The sequence below is a fragment of the Pseudomonas sp. N040 genome (assembly GCF_015637705.1).
Classification (GTDB): Bacteria; Pseudomonadota; Gammaproteobacteria; order Pseudomonadales; family Pseudomonadaceae; genus Aquipseudomonas.
In genome coordinates this window covers 204,515-230,566 of sequence record NZ_JADOBE010000007.1, presented here as the reverse complement: position 1 = coordinate 230,566, position 26,052 = coordinate 204,515, and the positions used below count along the sequence as shown (strand labels likewise).

25 protein-coding genes are annotated in these 26,052 nt (G+C 61.7%); 17 read left to right on the top strand and 8 right to left on the bottom strand.

Annotation, left to right across the window (positions count from 1 at the left end; all coding sequences use genetic code 11):
* Nucleotides 1-2,488, top strand: a 2,488-nt coding sequence (locus ISX93_RS12350; protein ID WP_229732182.1) for a DUF5801 repeats-in-toxin domain-containing protein, incomplete at its 5' end; no start/stop codon positions are given.
* Between the two features lie 222 nt (nt 2,489-2,710).
* Here ISX93_RS12350 and ISX93_RS12345 read toward each other — a convergent pair.
* From ISX93_RS12345 to ISX93_RS12335, 3 genes are all read right to left on the bottom strand, one after another.
* Nucleotides 2,711-4,663 carry a bifunctional diguanylate cyclase/phosphodiesterase gene (locus ISX93_RS12345; protein ID WP_195779017.1) on the bottom strand — a complete coding sequence of 651 codons (1,953 nt, stop codon included), beginning with the start codon at nt 4,661-4,663 and terminating at the stop codon, nt 2,711-2,713.
* A gap of 9 nt (nt 4,664-4,672) precedes the next feature.
* Entirely contained in the window at nt 4,673-5,386 is a 714-nt protein-coding gene (locus ISX93_RS12340; RefSeq protein ID WP_195779016.1) for a transglutaminase-like cysteine peptidase, read from the bottom strand.
* Nucleotides 5,387-5,585: 199 nt separating this feature from the next.
* On the bottom strand, nt 5,586-6,173 hold the full coding sequence (locus ISX93_RS12335; RefSeq protein ID WP_195779015.1) for a UPF0149 family protein: 588 nt from the start codon (nt 6,171-6,173) through the stop codon (nt 5,586-5,588).
* Nucleotides 6,174-6,623: 450 nt separating this feature from the next.
* Here ISX93_RS12335 and ISX93_RS12330 point away from each other — a divergent pair, with 450 nt between their 5' ends.
* Nucleotides 6,624-6,839: a hypothetical protein gene (locus tag ISX93_RS12330; protein WP_229732181.1), complete on the top strand. Its 216-nt coding sequence runs from the start codon at nt 6,624-6,626 to the stop codon at nt 6,837-6,839.
* A 4-nt stretch (nt 6,840-6,843) separates the two neighbouring features.
* On the opposite strand, the gene greB is transcribed toward ISX93_RS12330, so the two are convergent.
* The 3 genes from greB to ISX93_RS12315 are packed head-to-tail and all read right to left on the bottom strand — an operon-like array spanning nt 6,844 to nt 10,547.
* Nucleotides 6,844-7,341 carry a transcription elongation factor GreB gene (greB, locus tag ISX93_RS12325; protein WP_195779014.1) on the bottom strand — a complete coding sequence of 166 codons (498 nt, stop codon included), beginning with the start codon at nt 7,339-7,341 and terminating at the stop codon, nt 6,844-6,846.
* Between the two features lie 15 nt (nt 7,342-7,356).
* The gene (locus ISX93_RS12320) at nt 7,357-9,864 is read right to left on the bottom strand and encodes an ABC transporter permease (RefSeq protein WP_195779013.1); all 2,508 of its coding nucleotides are present in this window, start codon (nt 9,862-9,864) and stop codon (nt 7,357-7,359) included.
* Entirely contained in the window at nt 9,864-10,547 is a 684-nt protein-coding gene (locus ISX93_RS12315) for an ABC transporter ATP-binding protein (protein WP_195779012.1), read from the bottom strand. The genes ISX93_RS12320 and ISX93_RS12315 overlap by 1 nt, the downstream gene beginning before the upstream one ends.
* 10 nt (nt 10,548-10,557) lie before the next feature.
* Between ISX93_RS12315 and ISX93_RS12310 the strand changes: the two genes are divergently transcribed.
* The 3 genes from ISX93_RS12310 (at nt 10,558) to ISX93_RS12300 (ending at nt 12,538) form a co-directional block, all read left to right on the top strand.
* Entirely contained in the window at nt 10,558-11,163 is a 606-nt protein-coding gene (locus ISX93_RS12310) for an arylesterase (protein ID WP_195779011.1), read from the top strand.
* 55 nt (nt 11,164-11,218) lie between these two features.
* Nucleotides 11,219-11,482: a hypothetical protein gene (locus ISX93_RS12305; RefSeq protein WP_195779010.1), complete on the top strand. Its 264-nt coding sequence runs from the start codon at nt 11,219-11,221 to the stop codon at nt 11,480-11,482.
* Nucleotides 11,483-11,572: 90 nt separating this feature from the next.
* Nucleotides 11,573-12,538 carry a L,D-transpeptidase family protein gene (locus ISX93_RS12300; RefSeq protein ID WP_195779009.1) on the top strand — a complete coding sequence of 322 codons (966 nt, stop codon included), beginning with the start codon at nt 11,573-11,575 and terminating at the stop codon, nt 12,536-12,538.
* Nucleotides 12,539-12,662: 124 nt separating this feature from the next.
* On the opposite strand, the gene ISX93_RS12295 is transcribed toward ISX93_RS12300, so the two are convergent.
* The gene (locus tag ISX93_RS12295; RefSeq protein ID WP_195779008.1) at nt 12,663-12,911 is read right to left on the bottom strand and encodes an Lpp/OprI family alanine-zipper lipoprotein; all 249 of its coding nucleotides are present in this window, start codon (nt 12,909-12,911) and stop codon (nt 12,663-12,665) included.
* A 292-nt stretch (nt 12,912-13,203) separates the two neighbouring features.
* Here ISX93_RS12295 and ISX93_RS12290 point away from each other — a divergent pair, with 292 nt between their 5' ends.
* The 10 genes from ISX93_RS12290 (at nt 13,204) to ccmI (ending at nt 20,816) form a co-directional block, all read left to right on the top strand.
* Nucleotides 13,204-13,488, top strand: a complete 285-nt coding sequence (locus ISX93_RS12290) for a GNAT family N-acetyltransferase (protein WP_195779036.1) — start codon at nt 13,204-13,206, stop codon at nt 13,486-13,488.
* Nucleotides 13,489-13,847: 359 nt separating this feature from the next.
* On the top strand, nt 13,848-14,492 hold the full coding sequence (gene ccmA / locus ISX93_RS12285) for a cytochrome c biogenesis heme-transporting ATPase CcmA (RefSeq protein ID WP_195779007.1): 645 nt from the start codon (nt 13,848-13,850) through the stop codon (nt 14,490-14,492).
* Nucleotides 14,489-15,160 carry a heme exporter protein CcmB gene (gene ccmB / locus ISX93_RS12280; protein WP_195779006.1) on the top strand — a complete coding sequence of 224 codons (672 nt, stop codon included), beginning with the start codon at nt 14,489-14,491 and terminating at the stop codon, nt 15,158-15,160. The genes ccmA and ccmB overlap by 4 nt, the downstream gene beginning before the upstream one ends.
* A 55-nt stretch (nt 15,161-15,215) precedes the next feature.
* Nucleotides 15,216-15,971 carry a heme ABC transporter permease gene (locus ISX93_RS12275; protein ID WP_195779005.1) on the top strand — a complete coding sequence of 252 codons (756 nt, stop codon included), beginning with the start codon at nt 15,216-15,218 and terminating at the stop codon, nt 15,969-15,971.
* On the top strand, nt 15,968-16,144 hold the full coding sequence (gene ccmD, locus ISX93_RS12270) for a heme exporter protein CcmD (RefSeq protein WP_195779004.1): 177 nt from the start codon (nt 15,968-15,970) through the stop codon (nt 16,142-16,144). The genes ISX93_RS12275 and ccmD overlap by 4 nt, the downstream gene beginning before the upstream one ends.
* Nucleotides 16,141-16,605 (top strand): cytochrome c maturation protein CcmE, encoded by a 465-nt coding sequence (gene ccmE, locus ISX93_RS12265; RefSeq protein ID WP_195779003.1) that lies wholly within the window; start codon nt 16,141-16,143, stop codon nt 16,603-16,605. The genes ccmD and ccmE overlap by 4 nt, the downstream gene beginning before the upstream one ends.
* Before the next feature lie 17 nt (nt 16,606-16,622).
* Nucleotides 16,623-18,596, top strand: coding sequence for a heme lyase CcmF/NrfE family subunit (locus ISX93_RS12260; protein WP_195779035.1), 1,974 nt, complete (start codon nt 16,623-16,625; stop codon nt 18,594-18,596).
* Nucleotides 18,593-19,129, top strand: coding sequence for a DsbE family thiol:disulfide interchange protein (locus ISX93_RS12255; protein WP_195779002.1), 537 nt, complete (start codon nt 18,593-18,595; stop codon nt 19,127-19,129). The genes ISX93_RS12260 and ISX93_RS12255 overlap by 4 nt, the downstream gene beginning before the upstream one ends.
* A complete protein-coding gene (locus tag ISX93_RS12250) occupies nt 19,126-19,611 on the top strand; it encodes a cytochrome c-type biogenesis protein (RefSeq protein WP_195779001.1) in 486 nt (161 codons plus the stop codon). Before ISX93_RS12255 ends, ISX93_RS12250 begins: the two co-directional genes overlap by 4 nt.
* Nucleotides 19,611-20,816 carry a c-type cytochrome biogenesis protein CcmI gene (gene ccmI, locus ISX93_RS12245; protein WP_195779000.1) on the top strand — a complete coding sequence of 402 codons (1,206 nt, stop codon included), beginning with the start codon at nt 19,611-19,613 and terminating at the stop codon, nt 20,814-20,816. The genes ISX93_RS12250 and ccmI overlap by 1 nt, the downstream gene beginning before the upstream one ends.
* Here the strand turns inward: ccmI and ISX93_RS12240 are convergent.
* Nucleotides 20,807-21,646 (bottom strand): ion transporter, encoded by an 840-nt coding sequence (locus ISX93_RS12240; RefSeq protein ID WP_195778999.1) that lies wholly within the window; start codon nt 21,644-21,646, stop codon nt 20,807-20,809. The two genes, ccmI and ISX93_RS12240, sit on opposite strands and share 10 nt — an antisense overlap.
* A gap of 174 nt (nt 21,647-21,820) precedes the next feature.
* Between ISX93_RS12240 and ISX93_RS12235 the strand changes: the two genes are divergently transcribed.
* Together ISX93_RS12235 and smc are read left to right on the top strand one after the other, a co-directional pair.
* Nucleotides 21,821-22,498, top strand: a complete 678-nt coding sequence (locus ISX93_RS12235; RefSeq protein WP_195778998.1) for a GntR family transcriptional regulator — start codon at nt 21,821-21,823, stop codon at nt 22,496-22,498.
* Entirely contained in the window at nt 22,489-25,995 is a 3,507-nt protein-coding gene (smc, locus tag ISX93_RS12230) for a chromosome segregation protein SMC (RefSeq protein ID WP_195778997.1), read from the top strand. Before ISX93_RS12235 ends, smc begins: the two co-directional genes overlap by 10 nt.
* Nucleotides 25,996-26,052: the final 57 nt, after the last annotated feature.

The following is a 26,052-nucleotide window of genomic DNA, read 5'->3' as shown; positions in this document are numbered from 1 at the left end:
CAGCTTTGCAGCGGCCATGCTGGCGGCGGTAACGCCGACCTATGGTGCGGATGGTGCGGGCTCTACCGTGCTCAGTGGTTACACGCTGACGATTGATCAGGCCGTGACCGACCTGACCAGTGATGGCAAGGCGATCAGCTTGTCGATGGATGGCAACGATGTGGTGGGTAGTACCGAGGACGGTGCGGTATTCCGCATCAGCGTGGATGAGACCGGCGAGGTCACGTTGACCCAATACGCCGAGCTGGATCACCTGCCGGAGAGCCTCGATACCAGCAACGACAACGCCAACATCCCGCTGCCTGATGACCTGGTGAGCTTGAGCGCGACGGCCACGGTGACCGACGGTGACAATGACCAGGTCACCACCACGGTCAGTCTGGATCTGGGCGGTAACCTGAGCTTCGACGATGACCTGCCAAGTGTGTCGGTCTCGGCGACCACTGAAGCCAATGTGCTGCTGACGACGCAGGATGCAGAAACGATAGGTACTGATACGGATATTGCGGTATCCACTGCTAACTTCAGTGGCGTGTTCGGCATCGCGAGCTCCAGTTTCGGCGCGGATGGTGCCGGTGACACGGCGTGGAGTTATGACCTGAGCGTAGCCAGCCCTGGGGTTGATTCGACTCTGGTAAGCAATGGCGACCCGATCTACCTGTATGAGTTGGCGAATGGCACGGTGGTGGGGTCGACCTCGGCTGTCGCACCCGTGGCGATTGATAGTTCGGTGGTGTTCTCGCTGGAGGTGAGTGCTACTGGTGAGGTGAGGTTGTCGCAATATCAGGAAATTGATCATGAGGACAACAACGACACGAGCGCACCTTATGATGATCAGTTTGCGGTGCTCGGATCGAATCTGGTGAGTCTGACGGCCACAGTGACGGTTACTGATGGTGACAACGATCAGTACAGCGATTCGGAGACGATCGATCTGGGTGGCAATGTACGTTTTGCCGATGACGGCCCGCAATTCCTTTCGGTCATGGATGCTGTTATATCCAGCGCTGCCACTATCAGCTTCAACGGTCTGTATGACGCCAGCTTCGGGGCAGATGGATTGGACTTCCTTTCAGCTGCGCTGGCTGCGGGCGGTACCTATGGCGATACAACGGTATTGTTTGTGCAGGTTCCTACTGATGATCCATCGGTCACAAGGGTTGATGTGACCAATGACGACGGGTCTGGTGACGTGATGTTCAGCTTCTATTTCACCAGCACCACCAGTGCAGTATCGGATGGAGGCAATGGCAGTGTCCTGTTCAGCGCCTTTGGCAGTGAGGATCTGACCAGTGAGTTCTTCACGCTCACCGTGAATCCGGACGGCACCTATACGTTCGACATGATTTCGAACACGGTGATTTCCACTACCACGGTGAGTGGTGAAGACTTCGGTGCATTTGGTCCGACCGATGATGTTGCCACGGCTGATCTTTCACTGAGGATTTCCGGCGGAACCGGGGTGTTGACCAGCGATCAGGTCAACGCCTCAAACAACGGTATCGGTGTTGGTACTCCGACGATTGAAAGTGGCGAGTGGATGAACCTGCACTTTACCAAGGAGCAGAACTACGTCCGCTTCAGCTTGCAGCAGTTCGCCGGTGCTGGAACGGCGTTGCTGCTGGTGACACTGGATGGTGTTGCCTTTGATTTCAATCCCGATGACCTAGATCCGGATACGCCGCTTACTATTGCAAAACCTGCAGACGGAGATGCATGGATCACGGTGATAGTCGACCCGGATATGGTAGGGCAGTCGTACTTTGATGCTGCTACCGACACGTACTTCCTGTACACGGATAGCACGTTTACGGACCTGCGGATCGATCATGACGACGGATCGCTGAAGTTCAACGTCAATGACATTACCTACGATCAGGAGGTGACGGTCGAGGATCTGGCGCTTAACTTCGAGCTGTCGGTAACTGATCAGGACGGTGACACGAATGTGCTGGATAACTACCTGACGGTTACCATGCTCGATCCTGATGATGTGGTTTCGGCTGATATCGATGGTGTTGATGGTGACAGCGGTGTGGTTCTGGTTGGTAATGGCGCAGATGACACCCTGATCGGCGGCTTAGGAGATGACCTCCTGATCGGCGGGCACGGGGATGACTTGCTGACTGGTGGTGACGGCGACGACACCTTTATCTGGAATTCAGGTGATCATGGCAGTGATGTCGTTCAAGACTTTGATAATCCCGTGGGAGTCGGGGGAGGTCAGGACGTTCTGGATCTGTCGCAGTTGCTAGCTGGAATCGACGGTCTCCCGGACCTTGGTGGGCTGGCTGACAATGAGGCTATAGCGAGCACGTTGGATAGTTACCTTAGCTTCACAACTGGTCCCGACAGCGTCATCACGGTGGATACTGGTGATTTCACTCAATCCATAGAATTGGCTGGTGTCGATCTGGCTCCCTTCGGGGGCTCTGATTACGAGATCATAGTCAGCATGCTGGATGACGGTGCGTTAAAGGTCGTCTGATACTTGCAAGAAGGAGGAAGGCGCCGCCACCCGAAAGGTTGGCGGCGTTTTTGTTTGTGCAAAGTTTCATCAAGGTCATGAAGCGCATGGGGGCAGTACTGCGCACGTACAGATCGTTGAGCAGGTGGACCGGGTTCCCCGCGAGCTTGTGTCTGCAAGCAATAAAGTACCTGCAACAGGGCGCTGCTTGTACTTGATCTGCCAACGCAAGTGCTGTGGAGGTTACTCGCTTCGCGGAGCAGGTGGGCCAATCAAGCGTCCCATGGCGCCCTCGATACCGATCTGTGCAAGAACGGCCAACTCGCCCTCTGTCTCGACCATCTCGGCAATCAGCGGCATATCGATGCTGTTGGTTGCGCGGTAAATGGCTTCGATAAAGGTGCGTTTGTCAGCCTCCTGATCGATGGCCCGGATGTAGCTGCCATCGATCTTCAGGTAAGCCAGCCCCAGATTGGTCAGATTGTCTATCAGGCCGAAGTTGCCGCCAAAATGCTGCAGGCCGAGGTTGTAACCGGCGGCGCGCACGGCCTGGCTGAGTTGCTCCAGCTGTACGGCAGGAGGCAGATGGCGTTCATCCAGTTCCAGCGTCAGCAGTCCGTCCCTTCTTGGATTGTTGCGCAGTATCTGCAGGAGACTGGCCTGGCTTTCTGCGTCACGCAGGGTTTGCCCGGAGAGGCTCAAAGCCAGCGGTTGTGGGTGTTTGCGCAGGTGTTTGATGGCCTTTTCCAGCATGGCCATATCCAGCCGCGCGGACCAGCCAAGGCGCTCGATCCATGGCAGAAACTGGCCGGCGGCGATGGCAGCACCTTGCGGGTCGACAAGCCGGGCGAGAACCTTGCGGTGCATGATCTTGCTGGTGTCCGCGCAAGCCACAACTGGCTGGAACAGCAGTTTGAGCTTGCCCTGGCGCAGGGCATCATCAATCCAGTCGCGCCAGTCCTGGACGCTATTGCCGATTTGTGCAGAAGAGTCATCCTTTCGTGCCCAGGTTTTGCCGGGGGTGCCTTGTGCTTCGGCCAGCGCCTGGTCGGTCCGGCCAAATACCACGGCAGGCGATTCGCCCGGAGTGAAGGCACCAATGCCGATGTAGGCAATCGGAGTCATCCCGCTTTCTTTTGCTTCCGGCAGTTGCTGTACGGCATCGATCAGTGCGCTGGCGAGTTGATCGGCATCCTGGCCATTAAGGCCGGGTGCAACCATGGTGAATTCGCCTGCACGGCTGCGCGAGCCCAGCCATCTGCTGCGATCGGGCTTCTGCAGTTGTTGTTTGATTACCTCCCCCATGGACTTGATCAACGCATCGGTTTTCTGTCCGCCCAATTTGAGGTTGAGTGCAGCGAGATCAGCCAGATGCATGAACAGCAGATATCCGGAAGCGTTGTTTTCGGAGATCGCCAGTTGCTCGCTCAGGCGGATATCCAGCAGCCTGCGGTTGGCCAATCCGGTGAGGTTGTCTTGATAGGCTTCGATGCGCAGTTTTTCACTGCGCGCAGCTTCTTCGGCAAACAGGGTCCTGAGCTTTTCGACCATCAGGTTCATTGCCTGGACGACCCGACGCAGTTCGGGCGTGCGTGGAATATGTTGTGCCGGAAGGAATTCGCGGCGGCTGATGGCTTCGGCCTGATCGACCATCTTGTCCAGCGGGCGCAGCTGGGTGCGCAACAGCCATCCGCCCAGCAGGGCGCTAAGTACCCCACACAGCAGCAGCCACAGAAGGCTGGCGATGGCGCTGTCCCAGAGCTTGGCGATCAGGAACTGCGGGTCGCTGAGAACTTCGACACGCGCGACTTGCTCCCAGCCGCGCATCAGCAGGGCGTCGCCCCATTCCGGCTGGAGAGCCACGATGCTGACGAACCAGGCGGGTACGTTTGTCTGTTTGCTGATGCCATCGGATTTTCGCTCCACGATGACGGATTCGTCAGCAATGCTTACAACCCGGATGGTGTCGAAGTAGCCACTGTCAAAGATCGAGCTGACCATCAGTTCAATCATCGCCGGATCATCGACATGCGGGCTCATCGAGAGCCCGAGCGCCGTTGCCGAGTCCTGGGCATGGGAGCGCAATTGATTGAGGGCCTGCTCGCGAGAGCTTTCAACGCCACTGATGAAGCTGCCGGTGAAGGCAATCACGATCAGCAGGCAGATCGCCAGAAACAGCTGTTTGAGCAATGACATTTTTTTCTCCTAACCATCGCCTACGGCGAAACCTTCCAGACGCATTTTTTTCAGAACATCCTGCCAGCGCGACAATCGCTTGCTGTCGCCACTTTTCTTGCCGGGAATGAACAGCCCCTCGGCATTGAAGGCATACACCGGCAGCAGGTCGCGGCGTTGCGAAGCAGGGCGTATCTCCGGGATGAGATTATCCAGAACCAGGGGTTCGGCCGTCGGCGTCGAGTAGTAAGCCAGAACCATGTGTGCCTGGTTGTAGGTGAGTGCCTTGACGTAAGTGATGCGCAGCTTGGCGCTGGGAATGCCCAGCCGGCGCAGGGTGAAGTACTTGGAGATGGAATAGTCTTCGCAATCAGCGGCACCCTTGACCGTGGCCTCGATGGGGGTGGCCCAGTAGTCCTTCTGCTGCCAATTGTGAATGTCGTCGAGAAAGCGGTACTGCCGATTGAAGAAATTGTTTACCGCTTTGAGTTTGGCGGTCTCGCTGAGATCCTCGCTGGTGTTGATCAATTCCTCCCAGCTGCTGATCTTGTCGCGGGTAAGGATACCCAGCGGGCCGTATTTCTTTTCGGCGTTGAGCATTACCTGTTTGAAGTCCCAGGCGTCGGAATTTGCCCAGATGCTGGGAATACCGCTGAGCAGGGTTAAAAACAGCCCGACAACTAGCGACAGCCTGAGCGGCTGCACGGTGGCGAGGAATGCTAGTGTGGTTTTCCTAAGCCACATTAGTTATCTCCGTTATCTGGGCTGTTAGGAGGATTTGCGTCCAGCTTGCGCTTGTGTGCTTGGCGGGAGTCCTTGAAGTCGAAAGCTCAGGCGTACAGGTGCAGTTCAGGTTGGAGGGATTCCAGCTCGGCGATGGCTAAAACTGACTGCGGGGTGCAACTCGTCCAGCTTTGGCCAGAAGCCCTTCGCGGACTGATGTTCAGTGATGCCGCGGCTTGAGCAATGCCGGCTTTTCGTCCGGTGAGTTGAACAGCAGGAACAGGGCAGTGAGCAGTTCCGGAATCTGTTCGATCATGCTGTCCATCAGGTCGGGATCACTGGCGATATCGGCAAATTCAGCCTGTTCGTCGAACAGCCCCGAGCCAACCATGATCGGCAGCAACAGTTCGCTGACTTCGTCTTCAGCATTCTCGAACCACACGGCTTCGCGCAGGAAAACCCCTTCCATGAAGCCGATGCACCAGCCGCGTAACTCTGAATCGTCCGGCTCTTCGCCCAGATCCAGGTCACAGGGCATTTCCGGCTCTTCATCGCTGGCCAGCTGGCGGGCGATGTGTTCCTTGAGTTGCAGCAGGGTAGCCTCAACCTCGTCGCGCTCAACATCGCTGCGGTAGTGCGGCGGTTCGGCAAACAGCGCATCGATCCATTCGCGCGAAGGTACCTGTTCGGGGCAGATCGACAGCGCTGTCAGGTAGCCGTGAGTGGCCACGTAGTCCAGCGCTTCCTCATGCAGGTCGTCAGCATCGAGAAAGGCTTGCAGGCGGGACAGCTGTTCGGCAAAGGACATTGCGGGGCTACCTTGAGAGAATGAACTGTGAAGATTCTAGCCCTCCAGCCAGGCAAAAGCACTGCGGCAGGCGAGTGGATTCGGCCTGGGTGGTGAATTAAGTCGATGTCGACAGGCATTTGTGCGGCTTTCACCCACAGATGATCTGTCGATGCTGGTCACTTTCCCGCGCTTGCCGGTTGAGCAGGGGGCGCTCGAACCATTAACATGTTGCGAATGCGCCGATTTAAACAGCTACTTGCGGGGCGCCTGAGACTGTCCATCGGTCTCGAAATACCGCTAAAGCGCTGGTTCGGTGTCGCAGTTCACCGCTATCCAGTGGGACTGACGAGCCGGAGAGCAGCCTCGATGATTTGCCCCCAACCCTTGTGTCGACTGGCACCCATAACCACCGGAATGACTTCTGGCAGCCCGCGAATTCTGCTGTGTGCAAATCAGGCGGCTGGGCTTTTGCGCTACATGGAGGGCTGGTCGAAGCACAACAGCAATCGCCAGTTGCTCATAGAGAGCCTGCAGCAACCGGCTTTGCTCTCCAGTCTGGCCACTGACAGTTTCGATCTGGCCGTGGTTCAGGCGGTGCCGGCCAACGAGCTAACCAGTTTGGTGCACGACCTGGTGCGGATTGCCCGGCAAGGGCTGATTACCCGGCCACAGGCCAGGCGCTGAGCGCTCAGGGATATTCGATCGCCACCAGATACCAGCATTGTTCGCCGGTGGGTGTTTGCACGCGAATTTCTGCATCAAGCGCTTTACCGATCAGCGCACGCGCCAGCGGCGAGTCGATGCTGATCAGCCCGCTCTTCAGGTCGAGTTCGTCCGGACCGACCAGGCGGTAGCGCACCTGTTCGCCATCGTCGTCCTCCAAAGTAACCCAGGCGCCGAAGTAGACCTTGCCGGTATCGGCGGGGCGCTGTTCGACGACTTGCAGGCTTTCCAGACGCTTGGTCAGGAAGCGCACGCGCCCGTCGATCTCGCGCAGCATCTTCTTGCCATAGGTGTACTCGGCGTTCTCCGAGCGATCACCCTGGGCTGCTGCTTCACTGACCGACTGGGTAACCTGCGGGCGGCGCACATGCCATAGCTCATGCAGTTCGGCACGCAGGCGTGCTTCGCCCTCCGGGGTGATCAGTGCGGTACCGGCGCTGCGCGGGGGGCGGTAGCGACTCATGGCAGAGCTGTCCTTTCAGGCTTCACGCAAAACGATCAGTGGGCTGGCGTTCAGCGATTTTCGCGTACCAAGGACGCCGGCAGCACCGACCAGCAGTGCCCCCGCAACTGGCAGCAGCAACAACCAGGGGTGCGGCTGCCAGCGCAGGTCGAAGACCAGGTTATACAGCAGCGCGCTGATCAGCTCGCAACCGACCGCGGCCAGCACGCCGCTGGCGGCGCCCAGCAGGCCGAACTCGGCCCAGCGCACGCGCATCAGCAAACCGCGCTCGGCGCCCAGGGTACGCAACAACGCGCCCTGGCGGATGCGTTCATCCAGCGTTGACTGCAGGCCGGCAAACAACACGCTGATCCCCGCAGCCAGGACAAACAGCAGGACAAACTCAACGGCCAGGCTGACCTGCGCGAGAATGCTGCGCAACTGCGTGAGGATGGCATCCACTTGCAGCAGAGTGACGGCCGGAAACGCCCGTGCCAGAGCCACCAGTTCGCGCTCGGTGTGTGGCGGCAAGAAGAAGCTGGTGAGATAGGTGGTCGGCAGTTCGGCGAGGGCGCCGGGCGCGAAGATCATGTAGAAGTTTGGCTTGAGGTTGTCCCAGTCGACTTCGCGCAGGCTGCTGACACGTGCCTCGAGTTCGAGGCCGCCAATGTTGAACGTCAGCTGATCACCGAGTTCCAGTTGCAGGTTTTCCGCCAGCCGGGACTCAACCGATACTTCGGCAATGGTCTCGCCCGCTACTGGCCCGCGCCACCACTTGCCGGCAACCAGGCGGTTGTCGCTGGGCAGGTCGGCTGCCCAGGTCAGGCTCAGGTCACGCTGGATGGCGCGCTCTCCGGACGACTCCTTGCTGACCAGTTTCTTCACCGGTTGGCCATTGATCTGCACCAGACGCCCCTGAATCATCGGATACAGTGGAGCAGGGACGGCCGAGAGCATTTGCAGCCTGGCGGCGAAGGCATCCTTGTCGGCGGGCAGTACATTCATGGCAAAGTAATTGGGTGCGTTGTCGGGCAGCTGGTTCTGCCAGGTATCCAGCAACTCGCCACGCAGCAAGGCAATCAGCGCCATGCACAACAGGATCAGGCCGAAAGCCAGCGACTGTCCGGCAGCATTCAGCGGGTGACGCAGCAGTTGCCCCAGTCCGAGGCGCCAGGGCAGGGAGGCTCCGGCCAGCAGCCGGTGCAAACCTTTCAGGGATAGCAGCAGCAGGCTGCCGAGCAAGAGTGCCGCAATCAGTCCACCGCCCAGCAGGCTCAGGGTCAATTTCAGGTCGAGGCTCAGGCGCCACATGATCAGCCCCAGTGCCAGCAGGGCGGCGCCATACACCAGCCAGCCGCTGGCCGGCAGCGGAAGCAGATCACGCTGTAACACCCGCAGCGGTGGAACCCGGCCAAGAGCCGCCAGTGGCGGCAATGCAAAACCGGCCAGGGCAACCAGCCCGGTGGCGATGCCAGCCAGCATCGGCCAGGGTCCGCCGCCTGGTATTTCCTGTGGCAGCAAGCCACCGAGCAACTGGAACAGGCCCAGTTGCGCCAGCCAGCCGAGCAGCGCGCCGACGGTGCAGGCCAGCAGCCCGAGAATTGCCAGTTGCAGGCTGAACAGTTGCATGACTTCCCTGCGGCTCAGGCCCAGGCAGCGCAGCAGTGCGCTGGCATCGAAGCGGCGCTGCGCAAAGCGGCTGGCCGACAAGGCTACCGCGACGCCGGCGAGCAGGATTGCCGCCAGGCTGGCCAGGTTCAGGTAGCGTTCGGCGCGACCGAGTGCCCCGCCAATCTGCTGGTTGCCATCCTGCGCGCCGAGCAGTTGTTGATGCGGCGCCATTCCCGGCTTGACGCGCTCGCGGAAGGCTGCAATCTGCTCCGCCGAGCCACGCCAGAGTTCGCTGTACTTGACCCGGCTGCCAGGCTGCACCACGCCGGTGGCCTCCAGGTCGGCAAGGTTGATCAGCAGGCGCGGTGTGAGGCTGTAAAAGTCGCCGGCACGGTCAGGCTCATAGGTCAGCACACGGGTCAGGCGCAGCGTTTTCTGGCCAACGTCGACGCTGTCGCCGATGCTCAGGTCGAGTGCGCTGAGCAGGCGCAGTTCAACCCATGCCTCGCCGGGTCGCGGGCCACCACCGGGGCTTTCTTCGGCATAGGGCGCGGCTGCACTTTTCAGTGCGCCGCGCAGCGGATAAGCCGAGTCGACTGCCTTGATGCTGCTCAGCTGAATGCCATCGTCGGTGGCGATGACGCTGGAAAATTCCACCAACCGGGCATGTTGCAGCCCCAGTTGCTTGCCGCTGGCGATTTGTTCGCTGGTCGCCGGCGACGAGCCGTTCAGCCGCAGGTCGGCGCCAAGAAACTCACTGGCACGCACCAGCATGGCACCGTTCAACCGTGCACCAAGGTAACTGATGGCTGTACTGGCCGAGACCGCGACCAGCAGGGCAAAGAACAGCACGCGCAGTTCGCCGGAGCGAGAGTCGCGGCGCAGTTGCCGGAACGCCAGTGGCAGCAGGCCACGCAGTGAGAGTTGGATCATCAGGAACTCGCCTGGGCAACCAGCTGGCCGCCCTCAAGACGAATCTGGCGCTGGCAGCGTGCGGCCAGGCGCGCATCGTGGGTGACCAGTACCAGTGTGGTGCCGCGCTCCTGATTGAGTTGGAACAGCAGGTCACTGATACGTTCGCCAGTATGGCTGTCGAGGTTACCGGTAGGCTCGTCGGCGAACAGTACGTCCGGTTCGGCGGCAAAGGCGCGGGCAATGGCCACGCGCTGTTGCTCGCCGCCCGATAGCTGGCGCGGGTAGTGCGTCAGGCGTTGACCAAGGCCGACGCGCTCCAGCAGGTGGCGTGCGCGCTGGCCGGCATCCTTGCGGCCTTCCAGTTCCAGCGGGAGCATGACGTTCTCCAGCGCATTGAGGCTGTCGAGCAGCTGGAATGACTGGAACACGAACCCGACATGTTCTGCCCGCACACGGGCGCGCTGATCTTCATCCAGTCGAGTCAGGGCATGGCCCGCCAGGCTGATTTCACCACTGCTGGGCAGATCCAGCCCGGCCAGCAAGCCAAGCAGGGTGGATTTGCCGGAGCCTGAGCTGCCGACAATGGCCAGGCTGGCACCGCGTGCAAGGTCGAAATCAATCCGGTCAAGTATGCTTAACTCGCCTTCCGCGCTGGGAACCACTTTGCTAAGGTTCTGCACGTTGAGAATGCTGGCGTTCATGGAGAGTCCGATGAGAATGTGGTTGTTGGCCCGTTGCCTGCTGCTGCTGTTGCTGGCCCAGCCGGCGCTGGGCGCTACCTTACTGGTTGTGGGCGATAGTATCAGCGCCGGTTTTGGGCTGGATACACGCCAGGGCTGGGTCGCCCTGCTGGAGGAACGTCTGCAGCAGGAGAATTTCGACTATCGGGTGGTCAATGCATCAATCAGTGGTGATACCAGCTCGGGAGGCTTGGCGCGGCTGCCGGCGCTGCTTGCAGAGCATCGGCCGGAGCTGGTGATCATTGAGTTGGGGGGCAACGATGGCCTGCGCGGGCAGCCTCCGCAGCAATTGCAACAGAATCTTGCGGCGATGGTTTCCGGCGCGCGCGAGCAGGGTGCCCGGGTCCTGTTGCTTGGCATGCATCTGCCGCCCAATTACGGTGTCCGCTACACACAGGCGTTTGCGCGGGTCTATACCGACCTGGCCGCAGGTGACCAGGTGCCACTGGTAGCGTTTTTCCTCGAAGGGGTCGGCGGGCAGCCCCAGTTGATGCAGGCCGATGGCATACATCCAAACGCACAGGCTCAACCGCGGTTGCTGGAGAATGTCTGGCCGGCGCTGAAACCCTTGTTGTGAGGCTTTTCCGGCGTTTCCCTTTCAGCTAAGGTGGCGTGCCTTTTTGGAGCCCCGCATGCCGCGCCCTGCCTGGTCATTGCACGCTTATCTGCTTATTGAGCCGGACGACCAGCTGGATCTGTTCGCTTGCCGCGAAGTGCGCGTGCATTTGCTGGCACGACAACTCGAGCTGGGCCAGCATGCCGATCGCACCTTGTGCGGTGGTTTGTTGCCGGCCCAGCCGCTGCTGTTGCCGGTTGGCCGTGCCCAGTTGAAGGACCAGCGCCTGTGCCTTGAGTGTCTGAAGGTGTTGCAACTGCAGAAGCAGGGACAGTACTAGAGTGGCAAGTGCTTGAGTTTCCTGTCTGTACCCGACTCGGTGTACAATAATTGACCATTTTAGTGTGCGATGACGCAAAGGACTTTCTGGATGTTGTGCCGTGTTTCTGCAATAGCCCGCTCTGTTTCGCTGGTCGCCATGTGCCTTGCAGGCCCGGCAACGGCACTGACTTTTCCGCTACCGCCGCCGGGTGAGGACATCATTGGCGAGATTCGGGTGGTAAAGGCCAAGTATGAAGACACCTTTGCCGATATCGGCAAGGCCAATGATCTGGGCTATCTGGAAATGGTCGCGGCCAACCCGGGAGTGGACCCATGGTTGCCCGGTGAGGGCGTGGACATCATTTTGCCCACCCGCTTCATTCTGCCGCCAGGGCCGCGCGAAGGGATCGTGATCAACCTTGCCGAGTACCGCATGTACTTCTTCCCCAAGGGCGAGAATGTCGTACACACCTATCCTCTGGGGATCGGTCGTGAAGGTTGGGGGTCGCCGGTTGCGACCACCACGATTGTCGGCAAGACGCCGAATCCAGCCTGGTATCCGCCCAAATCGATCCGCGAAGAACATGCTGCCGAGGGCGATCCGCTGCCGATGGTGGTGCCGGCTGGCCCGGATAATCCGCTCGGCCCGTTCAAGTTCAATCTGGGTACCACCGGTTACCTGATTCACGGCTCGAACAAGAAATTCGGCATCGGCATGCGTGTCAGCCATGGCTGTTTCCGCATGCTCAACGAGAATGTTCTCGAGCTGGCCAAGATGGCTCCGGTAGGAACCACTGTGCGGATCATGAACGAGCCCTACAAGTTTGGCGTGAGCCAGGGTCGGGTATATCTGGAGGCGCACGCACCGCTGGATGATCAGGGCGAACCTTCGGTGGTCGACAAGCACACGGCGGTGATCAACTCGCTGCTCAAGCGCGAAGATGTTTCCAGCGGTTATCAACTTGACTGGGAAGTGGTGCGCGAAGTGGTTGCTGGTGAAGATGGCTTGCCTGTTGAAATTGCGGTGCCACCTACCAGCCTGGCCAGCACCGATCATTCGTTGCTGCAGTTCTAGGCAGCCTTTCCCTTACTGCTGCATGGGCTTGCGGCAGTATCCCCTTGTGCATCCGGGCAAGTCGCGAGCAATAAAAAAGCCGACCCATTGCTGGGTCGGCTTGAAGAGATAGCCTTGCGGGCTATTACTTCTTGCTGGCTTTTTCCAGCATACGCATAGCGCGCTCGTTAGCCTCGTCAGCAGTCTGCTGGGCTTTCTGAGCAGCAGCCAGAGCCTCGTCAGCCTTGCGGTAGGCTTCGTCAGCGCGAGCTTGTGCGCGAGCGGTAGCGTCTTCGTTTGCAGTCAGACGGGATTCAACTTCTTTGGAGCTGCTGCAACCAGCGGCCAGCAGAGCAGCCAGGGCGACAGCAGAGATTTTCAGAGCAGTGTTCATAGGTTTCCCCTTAAGGTGGACTTTCCATAAAGCAGCTCCACGAGAACGTGGAATCAGCCGGTGTACATATTACCCGTGTATGGCAATAAGTAAACGCGGGCATATCCGTGCGAGGCAGTTTTTTTAAATAAACCACAGACTTGGCGTTGTTAGTTGCCGTGCATGATTAAAAAATATACAAATCGGAGTAATGTTCTGCCTTGTAGCAATGCTGCAATGCAATCGAGGCAATTTGGCAGGCAGTATTTATCACGCAGGAGTGGCCGTGGCGGCTGCACATTGGGAGGACGATATGAGTGGGCCGTGGCCGGTTGTTCATGACAAGGCAGGATTTCAGTTCGAAATCATCGTCGATGGCCACAGGGCATACCTGTCCTACATGGATCTCGGCAAGCAGACCCTGGATATCTATCGTACGTTCGTGCCCGACAGTCTGCGTGGAATGGGCCTGGCTGCCGCTTTAACCGAGGAGGCCCTCAAGTATGCCGAAAGCATGGGCTACACGGTGATCCCTTCCTGTTCTTACGTTGAGCGTTATATGGAACACAAGGCGCGCCACAGCGTTCGCGGCAGTTGAAGTTTCCTTCCGGCTGAATCCGGGGCCTGGCTAAACCGCGTGCAAAGGCGCCTGGTAGCGGTTTCAGGTGCGGGCTCTTCCATCTTCCTTCGCTCCGGCAGGCGTTGCACCTGTCGTCTGCTTTCCCGTGCCCGGCCGTCCGCCGCGGGGCCTGTGCAAGATTTGCGTGGCCGCGGGCCTGCGGCTTCGCGGTGCCGGCAAATACAGCGGATCTCCGGCATTGCCAGGTTACAACCTGTCAGGCAATGCGCGCTTTTGGGGCTCCTGCTGGCGTGTATAATGCCCGCCCGATCGGCCTCGCCGGGTATCTCCCCGGCCGACAGGACGGTCAGAATTGTGCAGATTTGAATCGTGCGGGTATGCATTTGACGACTCAACCCTTCCTGGAAAGCATGGCCCTCGCCTGTGAGCGGGACGGCCGCATGCTGTTCGAAGGGTTGCACTTCGGCGTGCAGGCCGGCGATATGTTGCAGGTGAGCGGGCCCAACGGGTCTGGCAAGTCCAGTCTGTTGCGTCTGCTGGCTGGCCTGATGCAACCCGCGGAAGGTGAGGTGCGCCTGGCCGGCAAGGCCTTGCACGATCAGCGTGCAGAACTGGCGCGCAGCCTGTTGTGGCTCGGCCATGCGGCAGGCATCAAGGGACTGCTGACCGCCCAGGAAAACCTTGCCTGGCTGTGCGCGCTGCACCGCCCGGCGACGTCGGCTGCCATCGATGCAGCACTTCGCGCAGTTGGCTTGCGCGGGTTCGAGGATGTGCCCTGTCATACCTTGTCTGCCGGTCAGCAACGCCGGGTGGCATTGGCGCGTCTGTATCTGGATGCGCCGCCGCTGTGGATTCTCGATGAACCTTTCACGGCCCTCGACAAGCAGGGGGTTGCCCAGCTGGAGCAGCATCTGGAGCAGCATTGCCAGAACCGAGGCATGGTCATCCTGACCACCCATCACCAGTTGGCGCGGCGCCCGCGGTGCTACCGGGAACTCGATCTGGGGCAATTGCCTGCATGAGCAATGTATTCACCCAGTTGCTCTCCCGTGAAACCCGCCTGCTGTTCCGGCGCCCGGCCGAACTGGCCAACCCGCTGGTGTTCTTCGCCATTGTCACGGCCCTGTTCCCGCTGGCAGTGGGGCCGGAAAGCCAGCTTTTGCAAACCCTGTCGCCCGGGTTGCTGTGGGTAGCGGCCCTGCTCGCGGTGTTGCTCTCGCTGGATGGCCTGTTCCGCAGTGATTTCGAGGACGGCTCCCTGGAGCAGTGGGTCCTTTCGCCGCACCCCCTGCCTATGTTGGTACTGGCCAAGGTTTTGGCACACTGGCTGTTTTCCGGGCTGGCGCTGGTGTTACTGGCGCCACTGCTGGCATTGATGCTGGGTTTGCCGGCCCGCTGCCTGCCGGTGCTGTTGCTGTCGCTGCTGCTGGGTACGCCGGTATTGAGTTTGCTCGGGGCTGTAGGCGCTGCGCTGACGGTGGGTCTCAAGCGCGGTGGCTTGCTGCTGGCGTTGCTGATCCTGCCGCTGTATATCCCGGTGCTGATTCTCGGCAGTGGTGCCTTGCAGGCCTCGTTGCAGGGTCTGCCGGCGGACGGTCAGTTGCTGTGGATGGCCAGCCTGGCGGCACTGGCGGTGACCTTGTCGCCGTTTGCGATTGCCGCCGGCCTGACCATCAGCGTGGGCGAATGAACAATCCATTGATCAGGCAGCGCCGGATAGCGCAGCCAAGACAGCGAGTTATCCGATGAACTGGACGTGGTTTCACAAGTGGGGGTCACCCAAGTGGTTTTACGAGGTCAGCGGGCGCTGGTTGACCGGGTTCGCCTGGGCGGCAGCCCTGCTGCTGCTGGTCGGGCTGGTCTGGGGCCTCGCCTTTGCGCCACCGGACTACCAGCAGGGCAACAGTTTCCGCATCATTTACATCCATGTTCCAGCGGCCATTCTGGCGCAGTCCTGCTATCTGATGCTGGCGATTGCCGGTGCAGTCGGCTTGATCTGGAAAATGAAACTGGCCGATGTCGCCCTGCAGCAGGCCGCGCCGATCGGCGCCTGGATGACCGTGATTGCGCTGGTGACCGGGTCGCTGTGGGGCAAGCCAACCTGGGGCACCTACTGGGTGTGGGATGCGCGCCTGACCTCGATGCTGATCCTGCTGTTCCTGTATTTCGGCGTGATCGCGCTCGGCCAGGCGATCAGCAACCGCGACAGCGCCGCCAAAGCCTGCGCGGTGCTGGCGCTGGTCGGTGCGGTGAACATACCGATCATCAAGTACTCGGTGGAGTGGTGGAATACCCTGCATCAGCCCGCCACCTTCAAGATCACCGGCAAGGCCAGCATGGCGAGCGAGATGTGGCTGCCGCTGCTGGTCATGATCATCGGTTTTTACTGCTTCTTTGCTGCCGTACTGTTGATCCGTATGCGCCTGGAAGTGCTGCGGCGCGAGTCGCGCGCCAGCTGGGTCAAGGCTGAAATCAACCGGTTGCTGGAGAAAGGTCAGTGAGTTTTGCAAGCTTCGGCGAGTTTCTCGCCATGGGCAGCCACGGCCCCTATGTCTGGACCGCCTACGCCATCAGCCTGCTGGTGCTGGCCCTAAACCTGGTGCTGCCCCTGCGGGTGCGGCGCAGTTATCTGCAAGGCGAGGCACGCCGCCTGCGCCGGGAGGAGCAGAAGTGAATCCGATTCGCAAAAAACGCTTGTACATCGTGCTGGCGATTCTGGCCGGGGTTGGCATAGCCGTTGCGTTGGCGCTCAGTGCCCTGCAGCAGAATATCAACCTGTTCTACACGCCAACCCAGATTGCCCAGGGCGAAGCGCCGCTGGATACGCGCATTCGGGCCGGCGGCATGGTGGCCAAGGATTCGCTCAAGCGGACTGGTGACTCACTGGACGTCGAGTTTGTCGTCACCGACTTTGCCAACAGCGTGACCATCCGCTATCGCGGCATCCTGCCGGATCTGTTTCGCGAAGGGCAGGGCATCGTTGCGCTGGGCAAGCTGAATGCCGAAGGTGAACTGATCGCCGACGAGGTGCTGGCCAAGCATGATGAAAACTACATGCCGCCAGAAGTCACCAAAGCACTCAAGGACAGCGGCAACCTACCGTCTGCCCAGTCCAAGTACGAGGCGGGAGAATAAACATGCAGGCAGCCTTGCTGATTCCCGAGCTCGGACATCTGGCGATGATCCTGGCACTGTGCCTGGCACTGGTGCAGTCGACCTTGCCGCTGATCGGCGCCTGGCGCGGTGACCGGCTGTGGATGAGCCTGGCGGTGCCTGCCGCGCGCGGCCAGTTCAGCATGTTGCTGTTTGCCTTTGCTTGCCTGACCTGGGCCTTTGTCAATGATGACTTTTCAGTAGCCTATGTGGCCAGCAACTCCAACAGTGCCTTGCCCTGGTACTTCAAGTTCAGCGCGGTGTGGGGCGCGCATGAGGGCTCGCTGTTGCTCTGGGCACTGATTCTGGGCGGCTGGACCGCGGCGGTCTCGATCTTTTCCCGGCAGTTGCCGGAAGTCATGCTGGCCCGCGTGCTGGCGGTGATGGGCCTGATCAGTGTCGGCTTCCTGTTGTTCCTGATCATTACCTCCAACCCGTTTGACCGCCTGCTGCCGAATGCCCCGGCCGATGGTCGCGACCTCAATCCGCTGCTGCAGGACTTTGGCCTGATCGTCCATCCACCGATGCTCTACATGGGCTACGTCGGCTTCTCGGTGGCGTTTGCCTTTGCCATCGCCGCGCTGCTCGGCGGCCGCCTGGATGCAGCCTGGGCACGCTGGTCGCGGCCCTGGACCATCATCGCTTGGGCCTTTCTCGGCATCGGCATCACCCTGGGTTCCTGGTGGGCCTATTACGAATTGGGCTGGGGCGGCTGGTGGTTCTGGGACCCGGTGGAAAATGCCTCGTTCATGCCCTGGCTGGTCGGTACCGCGCTGATCCACTCACTGGCGGTGACGGAGAAACGCGGGGTGTTCAAGAGCTGGACCGTCCTGCTGGCGATTGCGGCTTTCTCGCTGAGCCTGCTGGGCACCTTTCTGGTGCGTTCCGGGGTGCTGACCTCGGTGCATGCCTTTGCCGCGGACCCGGCGCGTGGCGTGTTCATCCTGGTGTTTCTGCTGCTGGTGGTGGGTGGTTCGCTGACCCTGTTTGCCCTGCGCGCGCCGGTGGTAAAAAGCAGCGTCGGTTTTTCCCTGTGGTCACGGGAAACCCTGCTGCTGGCGAATAACCTGGTGCTGGTGGTCAGTGCGGCAATGATTTTGCTCGGGACCCTCTACCCGCTGGTGCTGGATGCCCTGAGCGGTGCCAAGATGTCGGTCGGGCCGCCGTATTTCAATGCGCTGTTCGTGCCGCTGATGGCGTTGCTGCTGCTGGTGATGGCCATCGGCATGCTGGTGCGCTGGAAGGACACGCCACTCCAGTGGTTGCTGGGCATGCTGGCCCCGGTGCTGATTGCCAGCGTGTTGCTGGCCGGGCTGGCGACACTGCTGCTGGGCGATTTCAAGTGGGCGGTGCTGGCGGTGTTCTTCCTCGCGGCCTGGGTCGGTCTGGCGGGGCTGCGCGACCTGTTCGACAAGACCCGGCACAAGGGATTGCTGCGCGGCATTGGCAGCCTGAGCCGCAGCTACTGGGCCATGCAGCTGGCCCACGCGGGGTTTGCCGTGTGCGCCATCGGCGTGGTGCTGGTGAGCCATTACAGCGCCGAACGCGACTTGCGTCTGGCGCCCGGTGAAGCGCTCGAGCTGGCGGGCTACCGCTTTGTCTTCGAGGGCGCCGAGCATCATCAGGGGCCGAACTTCACCTCCGACAAGGGCACCGTGCGCGTGTTCGAGGATGGCGAAGAGGTTGCCGTGCTGCACCCGGAAAAGCGCCTGTACAGCGTGCAGCAGATGCCGATGACCGAGGCCGGCATTGATGCCGGTTTCACCCGTGACCTCTATGTTGCGCTGGGTGAGCCACTGGAAGATGGCGCCTGGGCGGTGCGTGTGCACATCAAGCCCTTCGTGCGCTGGCTGTGGCTGGGCGGCCTGATGATGGGGCTCGGTGGCGTGCTGGCGGCGTCCGACCGCCGCTACCGGGTCAAGGTCCGTAACAGCGTGCGCGAGGCGCTCGGCCTGTCTGGAGCTCAAGCATGAGGCGCTTGCTGCTGCTGTTGCCGCTGGCGATCTTCCTGCTGCTGGCAGTGGTGCTCTACCGCGGCCTGTATCTGGATCCGGCGGAGCTGCCTTCGGCGCTGATCGGCAAACCGCTGCCGGTGTTCGACCTGCCGTCGGTGGATGATCCGCAAAGGCGCCTCACCCAGGCCGACCTGAAAGGGCCGGCACTGGTCAATGTCTGGGCTACCTGGTGCATCTCCTGCAAGGTCGAGCATCCGGTACTGACCGCGCTCAGTGCCCGTGGCGTGACCATCTACGGCATCAACTACAAGGACGAACGGGTTGCCGCGCAGAAATGGCTGAAGGAGTTCCAGAATCCCTACCGCCTCGATGTGGATGATGCCCAGGGCACCCTGGGGCTCGACCTCGGCGTGTATGGGGCACCGGAAACCTTCCTGATCGATGGCGCGGGCATCATTCGGCACAAGTTTGTCGGCGTGATCGACGAGCGTGTCTGGCAGGAACAGCTGGCGCCGCTGTACGCCCAGCTGGTTGACGAGGCCGGCCAATGAGCGGCCGGGTCACCGGTCTGCTGCTTGGCCTGCTCCTGGCTGGCAGCGTGCACGCGGCAATCGATACCTACAGTTTCAAGGATGAAGCCGAGCGTCAGCGCTTTCGCCAGCTGACCACTGAGTTGCGTTGCCCCAAGTGCCAGAACCAGGATATTGCCGACTCCAATGCGCCGATTGCGGCGGATTTGCGCCGGGAAATCTTCCGCATGCTGGAAGAGGGCAAGGACAACCAGCAGATCACCGATTACCTGGTGGCACGCTACGGTGATTTCGTCCGCTACAAGCCGGCGCTGAATTCCACGACCTGGCTGCTCTGGTATGGCCCGGCGGGCATGCTGCTCGTCGGTGTACTGGTGCTGGGGCTGATCGTGCTGCGCAAGCGTCGCGTGCAGTCGAGCGCAGCTGCCACAACCCTCACTGCCGATGAGCAGGCCCGCCTGGCGGCGCTGCTTGGCCAAAACCAACGGGACAAACAAGACTGATGCTCGATTTATGGTTATCTGCCGGCCTGCTGTTGCTGGTCGCGCTGGGGTTTCTGCTGGTTCCGCTGCTGCGTGGCTATCGCCAGCATGCCGTCGAGGATCGTACCGCCCTGAATGTGGCGCTGTATCAGGAGCGGCTGGCCGAACTGGCGGCGCAGCAGGCTGCCGGCACCCTGAGCGGTGAGCAGCTGGAAACCGGCAAGGCCGAGGCCGCGCGCGAGTTGCTGGCGGATACCGAAGGCAAGGCGGCGGTGACAACCGCCAGTCTGGGCCGCAGGGTGCCGTTGCTGGTCGCGCTGGTGCTGCCACTGCTGGGCTTTGGCCTGTATCTGCACTGGGGTGGCAGCGAGCAGGTGGCGCTGACCCGCGAATACGCGAACGCCCCACGCACCCTCGAGGAAATGACCGCGCGCCTGGAAGAAACGGTAAAGCTGCAGCCGGATGCTGCCGAAGCCTGGTACTTCCTCGGGCGTGCCTACATGGGCCAGGAGCGTTTTGCCGATGCGGCCCGGGCGTTCCAGCGCGCCGCCGAGCTGGCCAACCGCCCGGCCGAAGTGTTGGGCATGCTGGCGCAGGCACGCTTCTTTGCCGGCGGCCGGCAGTGGAGCCCGGACATCCAGCGGCTGACCGACGAGGCATTGCAGGCCGATCCGCAGGAAACCACCAGCCTCGGCCTGCTCGGCATCGCTGCTTTCGAGGCCGGACGCTATGCCGAGGCCATCGGCTTCTGGCAACGCCTGGTCGCCGTGCTGCCACCCGAGGATACCGCCCGCGCCCAGATTGAAACCGGCATTCAGCGGGCGCGCGAGCAACTGCTGGCGGCTGGCGGCACGCTGCCCGAGCCGGCGGCCGCCAGTTCGGCTGCGCTGCTGACGGTCAGCGTCGATCTGGCCCCTGCGCTGCGCGACCAGGTGCAGCCTGGCGATAGCCTGTTCGTGTTTGCCAAGGCCGTCTCAGGGCCGCCCATGCCGCTGGCCGTGAAGCGCCTGACGGTAGCGGACCTGCCGGTGCAGGTCAGCCTGTCGGATGCCGACGCGATGATGCCGCAGCTGAAGATTTCGATGTTTCCGCAGGTCCAGTTGATGGCGCGCATCTCCCGCGCCGGCAATGCCACTGCGGGCGAATGGGTCGGGCGCAATCAGCCGGTCGCCAGCAGTACCTCCGCCGTGCAGCAGATCACCATCGACAGTCCGGATCAGCCCTGATCCGGACTGGCTTGCTGGCGGGCATACAGCTTCTCACCGCAACGGCTGCAGAAGGCCGCTTCGCTTTCGTGTGAGTCCTTGGCGCAATTCGGGCAGGCATGCCGGGTACCCTGGCGCATGGCGGCGGCCATTTCCGCGGTAAAAATTCCGGTTGGCACGGCGATGATCGAGTAACCGGCCACCATCACCACACTGGCAATCGCCTGGCCCAGCGGCGTTTTCGGGGTGATGTCGCCGAAGCCCACGGTGGTCAGGGTGACAATCGCCCAGTAGATGCTCTTCGGGATGCTGCTGAAACCGTTTGCCGGCCCCTCGACCACGTACATGAGGGCACCAAACACGGTGACCAGGATCAGAATGCAGAGGAAAAATACGGTGATCTTCTGCTGGCTGCCGCGCAGGGCGGTCATCAGGTAATTGGCCTGCCTCAGGTAGGGTGTCAGCTTGAGGATCCGGAACACCCGCAGCACGCGGATGATTCGCACTACCATCAGGTACTGGGCCGAAGCGAAAAGCAGGGCGAGAAAGGCCGGTAGCACCGCCAGCAGGTCGATCAGCCCGTAGAAACTGAAGGCATAGCGCAGCGGCTTGGGCGAGCAATACAGGCGCAACAGGTATTCCACCGCAAAAATCGCGGTAAACAGCCATTCCAGCCACAACAACCAGGTTTTGTACTGCGTCTGGGTGTCTTGCATGCTGTCGAGCATCACCACCAGCAGGCTGGCCAGGATCACCACCAGCAGCCAGGCATCGAACCTGCGGCCGGCCGGCGTATCTGCCTGAAAAATGATGGTATAGAGACGTTCCCGCCAGGTTTGCAGGTTATCCACGGACAATTTCCAGGCCAGCCAGTTATGTGCATACGATAGCAGCTGCCAGTGCCCGCCGGCATTGCCGCCGAGCGTGCAGCCGAGCCGGCGCGCTGACCAGTGGCAAACTTCCGTGCGGCGGGCGCTGTGGTATAGTCGCCGGCGTTTTTCATCAATGAAATATCAAGGAAAATCATGGTGTTCAAGGCCGCGGACAGCCTGACTGAACAGATCGCCGGGGATCTTGCCGGACGCATCATCCGTGGCCAGCTCAAGGCGGGCGAGTGGATCCGTGAACTGCATGTGGTGCAGACCCTGAACGTCAGCCGCGGCGCCGTGCGCGAGGCGCTGCTGATTCTCGAACGCCAGCATCTGGTGACTATCCAGGTCAACCGCGGTGCGCAGGTCAGCGCACTCAGTGCCGAGCATGTGCAGGGGCTTTTTGTGCTGTTGCTCGAGCTCTATGTGCTGCTCGGCAATGCCGCCGCCGGCTGGAAGACCGAAGCCGATCTCGAGCAGTACCGGGCCATCCAGCGCGAACTGGCAGTTGCCGCCAAGTTTCATGATGTCGGCAAGTTCGTCACGGCGGGGGTCGAGTTGAGCAAGGCCGGTTACCGCTTCGCCAATAATCCGTACTTGCAGGAAGTGCTCGACAACCTGACGCCGGTGATCAGCCGCATGCATTACCTGATCCTCGATCGCCGGCGTGACGAGATGCAGCTGATTCACCAGCTGTTTCGCAGCCTGCAGGATGCCCTTGAAGCGCGTGACAAGAAGCGCATGCGCGACTTGCTGCAGCGTTACTGCGAACACAGTTGCCGGCAGGTGCTGGCCGCGCTGGCCAGCCAGGCAGGAGATAGCGCATGCGGCTGAAGTGCATTCGCCTGGCCGGCTTCAAGTCCTTCGTTGACCCGACCACGGTCAATTTCCCCAGCAACATGGCGGCGGTCGTCGGCCCCAACGGTTGCGGCAAATCCAATATCATCGACGCCGTGCGCTGGGTGATGGGCGAGAGTTCGGCAAAGAACCTGCGCGGCGAGTCGATGACCGACGTCATCTTCAACGGCTCGAACACGCGCAAGCCGGTGACCCAGGCCTCGATCGAACTGATCTTCGACAATTCCGATTCCACCCTGGTCGGCGAGTATGCGGCCTTCGCGGAAATCTCGATCCGCCGCCGGGTCACCCGCGACGGGCAGAACACCTACTTCCTCAACGGCACCAAGTGCCGCCGGCGCGACATCACCGACATTTTCCTCGGTACCGGGCTGGGCCCGCGCAGTTACTCGATCATCGAGCAGGGCATGATCTCCAAGCTGATCGAGGCCAAGCCGGAAGACCTGCGCAATTTCATCGAGGAAGCCGCCGGCATCTCCAAGTACAAGGAACGCCGGCGGGAGACCGAGAACCGCATACGCCGCACCCACGAGAACCTTGCACGGCTGTCCGACCTGCGCGAAGAACTGGAACGCCAGCTCGAGCGCCTGCACCGGCAGGCCCAGGCGGCGGAAAAGTACCAGGAATACAAGGCCGAGGAGCGTCAGCTCAAGGCTCAGCTGGCGGCCTTGCGCTGGCAGGCGCTGAACCTGCAGGTCGGTCAGCGTGAAGCGGTGATTGCCGGCCAGGAGGTCGGCTTCGAGGCCCTGGTCGCCGAGCAGCGCAGCGCCGATGCGAGCATCGAGCGCCTGCGCGACGGCCATCATGAATTGTCCGAACGCTTCAACCTGGTGCAGGGCCGCTTCTACTCGGTGGGCGGCGATATCGCCCGCATCGAGCAGAGCATCCAGCACGCCCAGCAGCGTTTGCGCCAGTTGCAGGACGACCTGCGCGATGCGGAAAGCGCGCGGCTGGAAACCGAATCGCACCTGGGCCATGACCGCACGCTGCTGGCCACCCTGGGCGAAGATCTGCAACGGCTGGCGCCGGAACAGGAAAGTAGTGCCGCAGCCGCCGAAGAGGCGAGCGCCGGGCTGGAAGAGGCCGAAGCGGCCATGCACGACTGGCAGGAACACTGGGATGGCTTCAACCAGCGCAGTGCCGAACCGCGCCGCCAGGCGGAAGTGCAACAGTCGCGGATTCAGCAGCTGGAGCAGAGCATCGAGCGTCTGGCCGAGCGTCAGCGGCGGATTGCCGATGAGCGCAACCTGCTGGCAGCCGATCCGGAACAGGCGGCCATCGTCGAGCTGGTCGGGCAGCTGGCCGAGGCCGAACTGACGCTGCAGGCGGCGCAGGAACGTGAAGCCGAACAGGCCGAACACTTGCTGGTGCTGCGCGAAGCCTTGCACCAGGCCGGGCAGGCCCAGCAGCAGGCGCAGGGTGAGCTGCAACGCCTGAATGGCCGGCTGGCCTCGCTCGAGGCCTTGCAACAGGCCGCGCTCAACCCGGGCAAGGGCGCCAGTGAGTGGCTGCAGCAGCAGCAACTGGAAAAGCGTCCGCGGCTCGCCGAAGGCCTGCGGGTCGAGGCCGGCTGGGAGCTGGCGGTGGAAACGGTGCTGGGTGCCGATCTGCAGGCGATCCTGCTGGACGACGGACAGTTCCAGAACCTGCCCCAATTGAACCTGAAGGGCTTCGGCGAAGGTGATCTGCGCCTGCTGCAGAACTGCCCCGCGGAGCAGCCAGCAACCCCGGGCAGCCTGCTGGACAAGGTTACGGCAGACTTCGACCTGTCGCCGTGGCTGGCCCAGGTGCGGCCGGTGGCCAGCCTCGATGATGCCCTGGCCGGGCGCGCGGCGCTGGCGCCGCAGGCCAGCCTGATCAGCCGTGACGGCTATTGGGTCGGACGCCATTTCCTGCGTGTCCGCCGTGCCAGCGCCGCCGAAAGCGGCGTCCTGGCGCGTGGCCAGGAACTCGAGCGCCTGCAGGCCGAACGCGAAGAGCGCACGGCGTTGCTCGAGCAGCTGGAGGAGCGCCTGCTGGCGCTGCGCAACGAGCAGCAGGAACAGGAGGGTCTGCGCGAACAGCAGCGTCGCCTGCTGCAGGAACAGGCGCGCCAGCTGAGCGAGCTCAAGGCGCAGCTGTCGGCTCGCGAGGCCCGGGTGGAACAGCTCGGCTTGCGCCGGGTGCGGCTGGACACCGATCTGCTCGAGGTCGACGAGCAGCGCGCCCTCGAGCATGAACAGCTGGGCGAGGCGCGCCTGGCCCTGCAGGACGCGCTCGAGAGCATGGCCGCCGACACCGGTCGGCGCGAACAGTTGCTGGCGCAGCGCGACAACCTGCGCGAGCGGCTCGACCGTATCCGGCAGACCGCCCGCCAGTACAAGGATCATGCCCATCAGCTGGCAGTGCGGGTCGGTTCGTTGCGTGCCCAGCACGACTCGACCCGGCAGGCGCTGGAGCGCCTGGAGCTGCAGTTCGAGCGCGCCATCGAGCGGCGCGAACAGCTCAATCTCAACCTCGAGGAGGGTGCCGCGCCGCTGGAAGAGTTGCGCATGAAGCTCGAAGAGCTGCTCGACCGGCGCATGGGTGTGGAGAACGAACTCAAGCAGGCACGTCTGGCGCTGGAAGAGGCCGACCGCGAACTGCGCGAAGCCGAACGCCGGCGCACCCAGGCCGAGCAGCAAGCGCAGCTGTTGCGCACCCAGCTGGAACAGCAGCGCATGGAGTGGCAGGCGCTGAGCGTGCGGCGCAAGGCGCTGACCGACCAGCTGCTCGAGGATGGCTACGACCTGCACGGAGTACTGGCCAGCCTGCCGGACGAAGCCAGCGAGCAGGGTTGGGAGGATGAACTCGAGCGTCTGGGCGGGCGCATCCAGCGCCTGGGGCCGATCAACCTGGCGGCGATCGACGAATACCAGCAGCAGTCCGAGCGCAAGCGCTACCTGGACGCGCAGGATGCCGACCTGGTCGAGGCGCTGGAAACTCTGGAAAACGTCATCCGCAAGATCGACAAGGAAACCCGCAACCGCTTCAAGGAAACCTTCGACCAGATCAACAGCGGCCTGCAGGCGCTGTTTCCCAAGGTCTTCGGTGGCGGTCATGCCTACCTGGAGCTGACCGGCGAGGACCTGCTGGATACCGGCGTGGCGATCATGGCGCGTCCGCCGGGCAAGAAGAACAGCACCATCCACCTGCTGTCCGGCGGCGAGAAGGCGCTCACCGCGCTGGCCCTGGTGTTCGCCATCTTCAAGCTGAATCCGGCGCCGTTCTGCATGCTCGACGAGGTCGATGCGCCGCTCGATGACGCCAACGTCGGTCGCTATGCGCGGCTGGTCAAGGAGATGTCGGAAACCGTGCAGTTCATCTACATCACCCACAACAAGATTGCCATGGAGATGGCCGACCAGTTGATGGGCGTCACCATGCATGAACCGGGTTGTTCGCGCCTGGTGACGGTGGACGTGGAAGAGGCCGTGGCACTGGTGGGTACCTAGCGGCCGGTACGGCCGCTTCGATCCGTCAGTTTCGGCGCCCGCGGCGCTGATTCCGCG

Excerpts from the sequence above, each read along its gene's own strand:
- ISX93_RS12275 (WP_195779005.1), top strand. The coding sequence starts at position 15,216 with ATGAACTGGACGTGGTTTCACAAGTGGGGGTCACCCAAGTGGTTTTAC.
- ISX93_RS12250 (WP_195779001.1), top strand. The coding sequence starts at position 19,126 with ATGAGCGGCCGGGTCACCGGTCTGCTGCTTGGCCTGCTCCTGGCTGGC.
- ISX93_RS12340 (WP_195779016.1), bottom strand. The coding sequence starts at position 5,386 with ATGTGGCTTAGGAAAACCACACTAGCATTCCTCGCCACCGTGCAGCCG.
- smc (WP_195778997.1), top strand. The coding sequence starts at position 22,489 with ATGCGGCTGAAGTGCATTCGCCTGGCCGGCTTCAAGTCCTTCGTTGAC.
- ISX93_RS12235 (WP_195778998.1), top strand. The coding sequence starts at position 21,821 with ATGGTGTTCAAGGCCGCGGACAGCCTGACTGAACAGATCGCCGGGGAT.
- ccmB (WP_195779006.1), top strand. The coding sequence starts at position 14,489 with ATGAGCAATGTATTCACCCAGTTGCTCTCCCGTGAAACCCGCCTGCTG.
- ISX93_RS12255 (WP_195779002.1), top strand. The coding sequence starts at position 18,593 with ATGAGGCGCTTGCTGCTGCTGTTGCCGCTGGCGATCTTCCTGCTGCTG.
- ccmA (WP_195779007.1), top strand. The coding sequence starts at position 13,848 with ATGCATTTGACGACTCAACCCTTCCTGGAAAGCATGGCCCTCGCCTGT.
- ISX93_RS12305 (WP_195779010.1), top strand. The coding sequence starts at position 11,219 with ATGCCGCGCCCTGCCTGGTCATTGCACGCTTATCTGCTTATTGAGCCG.
- greB (WP_195779014.1), bottom strand. The coding sequence starts at position 7,341 with ATGAGTCGCTACCGCCCCCCGCGCAGCGCCGGTACCGCACTGATCACC.
- ISX93_RS12295 (WP_195779008.1), bottom strand. The coding sequence starts at position 12,911 with ATGAACACTGCTCTGAAAATCTCTGCTGTCGCCCTGGCTGCTCTGCTG.
- ISX93_RS12315 (WP_195779012.1), bottom strand. The coding sequence starts at position 10,547 with ATGAACGCCAGCATTCTCAACGTGCAGAACCTTAGCAAAGTGGTTCCC.
- ISX93_RS12320 (WP_195779013.1), bottom strand. The coding sequence starts at position 9,864 with ATGATCCAACTCTCACTGCGTGGCCTGCTGCCACTGGCGTTCCGGCAA.
- ISX93_RS12300 (WP_195779009.1), top strand. The coding sequence starts at position 11,573 with ATGTTGTGCCGTGTTTCTGCAATAGCCCGCTCTGTTTCGCTGGTCGCC.
- ISX93_RS12290 (WP_195779036.1), top strand. The coding sequence starts at position 13,204 with ATGAGTGGGCCGTGGCCGGTTGTTCATGACAAGGCAGGATTTCAGTTC.
- ccmI (WP_195779000.1), top strand. The coding sequence starts at position 19,611 with ATGCTCGATTTATGGTTATCTGCCGGCCTGCTGTTGCTGGTCGCGCTG.
- ISX93_RS12310 (WP_195779011.1), top strand. The coding sequence starts at position 10,558 with ATGAGAATGTGGTTGTTGGCCCGTTGCCTGCTGCTGCTGTTGCTGGCC.
- ISX93_RS12335 (WP_195779015.1), bottom strand. The coding sequence starts at position 6,173 with ATGTCCTTTGCCGAACAGCTGTCCCGCCTGCAAGCCTTTCTCGATGCT.
- ISX93_RS12345 (WP_195779017.1), bottom strand. The coding sequence starts at position 4,663 with ATGTCATTGCTCAAACAGCTGTTTCTGGCGATCTGCCTGCTGATCGTG.